The organism is uncultured Cetobacterium sp. (genome assembly GCF_947039425.1).
In the GTDB taxonomy this organism is placed as follows: domain Bacteria; phylum Fusobacteriota; class Fusobacteriia; order Fusobacteriales; family Fusobacteriaceae; genus Cetobacterium_A.
Genome location: NZ_CAMQYW010000171.1, coordinates 1 through 4,206, shown reverse-complemented (window position 1 = coordinate 4,206; position 4,206 = coordinate 1). Strand labels below are relative to the sequence as shown.

At 26.7% G+C, this 4,206-nt stretch carries 4 protein-coding genes; all 4 read right to left on the bottom strand.

Translation table 11 applies throughout. The annotated features are described in order from the left end of the window. Positions 1-195 (bottom strand): DnaB-like helicase N-terminal domain-containing protein (locus Q0V09_RS08470; RefSeq protein ID WP_297488512.1); only part of this gene is annotated, 195 nt, incomplete at its 3' end. A gap of 5 nt (positions 196-200) precedes the next feature. Beyond that, positions 201-647, bottom strand: a complete 447-nt coding sequence (gene rplI / locus Q0V09_RS08465) for a 50S ribosomal protein L9 (RefSeq protein ID WP_297406095.1) — start codon at positions 645-647, stop codon at positions 201-203. Positions 648-657: 10 nt separating this feature from the next. Then, positions 658-1,458 carry a hypothetical protein gene (locus Q0V09_RS08460; RefSeq protein ID WP_297406096.1) on the bottom strand — a complete coding sequence of 267 codons (801 nt, stop codon included), beginning with the start codon at positions 1,456-1,458 and terminating at the stop codon, positions 658-660. A gap of 57 nt (positions 1,459-1,515) precedes the next feature. Then, positions 1,516-2,973 (bottom strand): DNA polymerase III subunit gamma/tau, encoded by a 1,458-nt coding sequence (gene dnaX, locus Q0V09_RS08455; protein WP_297406097.1) that lies wholly within the window; start codon positions 2,971-2,973, stop codon positions 1,516-1,518. Positions 2,974-4,206: the final 1,233 nt, after the last annotated feature.

Here is a 4,206-nt window from a genome sequence, read left to right as displayed (position 1 = left end):
TATCGTTTCACCAGAACCATAAACTTCTTGCATTACTTGAAATATTATTCTATGTGCCATTTTATAAAAATCAGCAGAGGTAATTATTTCAATTACCTCACTGAATATATCTGGTTTTAAAAATATTCCACCTAATACCGACCTCTCTGCTTCTAAGCTACTAGGAATTTTTCTTAAGTTTTCTATCTCTTCCATTTTACCTATCCTTTTACTATTACTGAAACCTCTGCTTTTACATCAGTGTGTAATTTTACTATTGCAGTATGCTCTCCAAGACTTTTAATAGTACATTCTATTTTTTTTCTATCTATATTCATCCCAAAAACTTTTTTAATTTCTGCAGATATCTCTTTATTTGTAATTGCACCAAATAATTTTCCATTATCTCCTGTTTTAGCAATCATTGTTAATTTTTTTTCTTCTAATTGCTTTTTAATTTCAATTGATTTTTGTTTATCTTCCTCTGCTTTTTTTTCATCTCTTTTTTTTCTATTTTCTATTTTTTTTAACTCTTCAGCAGTAGCTACAATTCCTTTATTATTCTTTAATAGGAAATTTTTTGCATACCCTTCTGATACATTGATAATATCCCCTTTTCTTCCTTGACCTGCAACGTCCGCTGTTAATATTACTTGTAATTTCGACATAAAAATCCTCCTATTTTATAACTTTAACTTTTATATTTATTCCACTTGCCAATGCACCAAAAATAAATGCAAACTCTGGTGATAATACTGTCATTATAACAGCTATTATAAAGCAAATTGGTTGTTTCTTAACTCTTCTATTTAAAAGCCCTGTAATTATCTTTATAAAGTATAAAGCATATACAATTTTAAAAATACTTACTCCATTACTTATATACATTGAATTAATTCCTGAATATTTTTCAACAAAGAATAAAACTATATATGGAACAAGCCATAAATAACTAACTTTCCATTTTAAAAAACTATCTTTTTTTAAAAAATAATATGTTAAAAATACTGTAAAATTCGTATAAATAAATATTAAAAGCAATGTGTTTTTTCTTATAAAATCAAAAGCCAAATTAATCTCTCTTTGAGAAAACTCTGTTTTTTGAACATATATCTCTTTTAAGTTTTCCAAACTTAAATTTAAACCTATTTTATTAAAAAATAAATATCCTGATATTAAAACTCCTACAATTAATGAGATGATAAAAATTCTATCATACATTTCTATCTTTCTCCCATATTTATCAAATAAAATATATAAAACTTCAATAGTTATATATATTCCCAAATAAGGAAATAAAAAATTAATATCTATCCATCCTATTGCAACAATTGCTACTAAATTTGCTATCGCTTTAGTTTTAAAATCTGCATTTTCTAACTTTTTAATTTTATAAAATGGTAATGCCCAACTTAAAAGTGGCATTGAAGTAGACACTAAAAATAGTGCTGCTATTATTATACCTGTAATTAAAAACATTTCTCCTCCTATTTTTCCATAATAATTATACCATAAAGGTGGAGTTTTGTTAATATACTATATTATTTCTCCTCCAAAGAAATCAATTATTTTCTTGGAAAAATCATCATCTTCACTTACTTTTTCTCTATTTCTTGATTCCTGCAATTCATATTTTACTTTAATTTTACTATTTGTTACATTTCTCACAACTTCTAAAAATATACTTCTATATGGTTCTGATACCATCATTTCCATGGCAAAACTTGAATCCTTTGGAAACTCAACGATTAAAAAGTTATCTTTTATATCTTTAGGATATGCTTTTACTAAAAATGCTCCAAAAGTTAACTTTTTCTTTTTAGCTTCAGTAAGTAGTTTTTCCCACATATTTTTAATTTCATCTATTGTTACTGAAACTTCTACCTCTTCTATCTCTTCTTCATTATTATTTGAAACTACTTGTTTTTTTTCAATAACTTTTTCCACTACTTTTTCAATAATAACTTCTCTAACTTCCTCTTTCTCTGTAAGTCTATTTAGTATTACATATCCTACTAATTTTTTATCTTCTTCAAAATGAAATTTTCCCAACACATCATAAATAGTATCTATTATTTTTAATCCTCTATTTACTTTTATATCTCCTGTTAGAATCTTTTCTTTTGACCTTTTTGCTAAATCTTTAAAAAACAGTTCAATATCTATTGAATTTTTCCAAATGTCCTCTAAAAATTCAACTCCATCACTTTGATTTGATTTTTCTACTATTTCTATAAATTTATCAATTTTTTTAATAGGAGTAATTCCCAATACTTTCTCTGTTGATTCTATCACTATATTTTTATTTTCTGTATTAATTATTAATCTTTCAAGTGTAGAAACTGAATCTCTCATACTTCCACCTGAATTTTCATAAATTGCTACTAAACTTTCCTCATCAATTGAATACCCCTCTTGAGAAGCTATATATAGTAACTTTTCTCTTGTATCTTTATAATTAATAACTTTAAAATCATATCTTTGACACCTTGAAATAATAGTAGGAAGTATTTTATCTGGTTCAGTTGTTGCTAATATAAAAAGCACATGTTCAGGTGGCTCTTCTAATGTTTTTAAAAGAGCATTAAAAGCTTCTTTAGTTAACATATGAACCTCATCAATTATATATACTTTTTTTCTTCCTTTACTTGGTCTATAATTTATTTTTTCTTTAAGCTGCCTTATTTCATCTATTCCTCTATTTGAAGCAGCATCAATCTCTATTAAATCTAAAAAATTTCCAGCAGATATTTCTAAGCAATTTTCACATACATTACATGGATTATCTGTTATTCCATTTGTTAAACAATTTATACCTTTTGCCATTAATCTAGCTATTGATGTTTTTCCTACTCCTCTAGGACCTGTAAATAAATATGCATGAGCTAATCTATTGCTCTTTAATGCATTTTTCAATGTTTGAACAATCTCTTGTTCTCCTGCAATTTCTTCAAAATCTTTAGGTCTATATTTTCTATATAATGTTATGTGCATTTTTTCCTCCTAAGGTTCAAAATAGCTATTCTAAACCATAGTTATTCATTTTTGTTCTAAGTGTATTTCTAGTAATTCCTAAAAGTTCTGCTGTTTCAACTTTTTTACCACTAGTTATTTCTAAGACTTGTCTTATTAACTCTTTTTCTACTTTTGAAATAATTATTCCATAATAATTATTTTGTTTATTATTTTTTAATGCAATAAGTTCTCCCTCTATCCAATCACTTAATATCCAACTTTGGTTATCTCCCTTTCGTTTAGATATCTTATTTCCTGTTACATTCCCTGGTAATTCTTCAACTAAAATAGAATTTCCTCTACATAGTGCAACAGCTGACTTTATAGCATTTTTTAATTCATTTACATTTCCTGGCCAGTCATATCTCATTATCTTTTTCATAGCAGGTTTACTAACACCTTTTACTGATTTGTGTAATTCATCATTACACCCTAATAAATAATGATCTATTATAAATGGAATATCATCTTTTCTATCTCTTAATGGTGGAATATTAATCTCTAAAATTTTCAATTTATTATATAATTCATCAATAAATTGTTTTTTATTAATCAACTCTTCTAAATTCTCACTTGTTGTAGCAATAATTCTTATATCCATTTTTACAGGTTCAGCTCCACCCATTCTAAAAAACTCTCCCTCTTGAAGAAGATAAAGAATTTTAGACTGCATATCTAAGCTTAATGATTCTATATTTCCCAAATGAAGTGTTCCTCCATTTGTTTTTTCCAAATCCCCTATCTGAGAAAAAGCAGCACCTTCAAAAGCACCTTTTTCATAACCAAACAGTTTCCTCTCTAATAAATCATTTTGAAAAGAAGTACAATTTAAACTGAAATATATTTTATTACTTCTATCACTAAATTGATGAACAGCATTAGCTACACTACTTTTCCCAGTTCCTTTTTCTCCAACTACTAAAACTGGAATAGTACTATTAGCAACCCTACCTATCATTTTATATACTTCAACAATCTCTTTAGTTTGTCCTATTAATTTATCACCAGTATTTTTATTTCTATCTACTCTTTCAGCAGAAAGTTTATGATCTTTTACTGCTTTTTCAATTATTTTGCTAACCTCTTTAGATGAAATAGGTTTTAATAAGTAATCATAAGCTCCAGCTTTTATAGAACCTGCTACTAATTTTAAATTAGAAGTTTCTCCCATAAGATCGGAAGAGCACACGTCTGAACTCCAGTCACGAATTC

Coding starts and splice junctions, on each gene's coding strand:
- dnaX (WP_297406097.1), bottom strand. CDS start 2,973: ATGCACATAACATTATATAGAAAATATAGACCTAAAGATTTTGAAGAA.
- Q0V09_RS08460 (WP_297406096.1), bottom strand. CDS start 1,458: ATGTTTTTAATTACAGGTATAATAATAGCAGCACTATTTTTAGTGTCT.
- rplI (WP_297406095.1), bottom strand. CDS start 647: ATGTCGAAATTACAAGTAATATTAACAGCGGACGTTGCAGGTCAAGGA.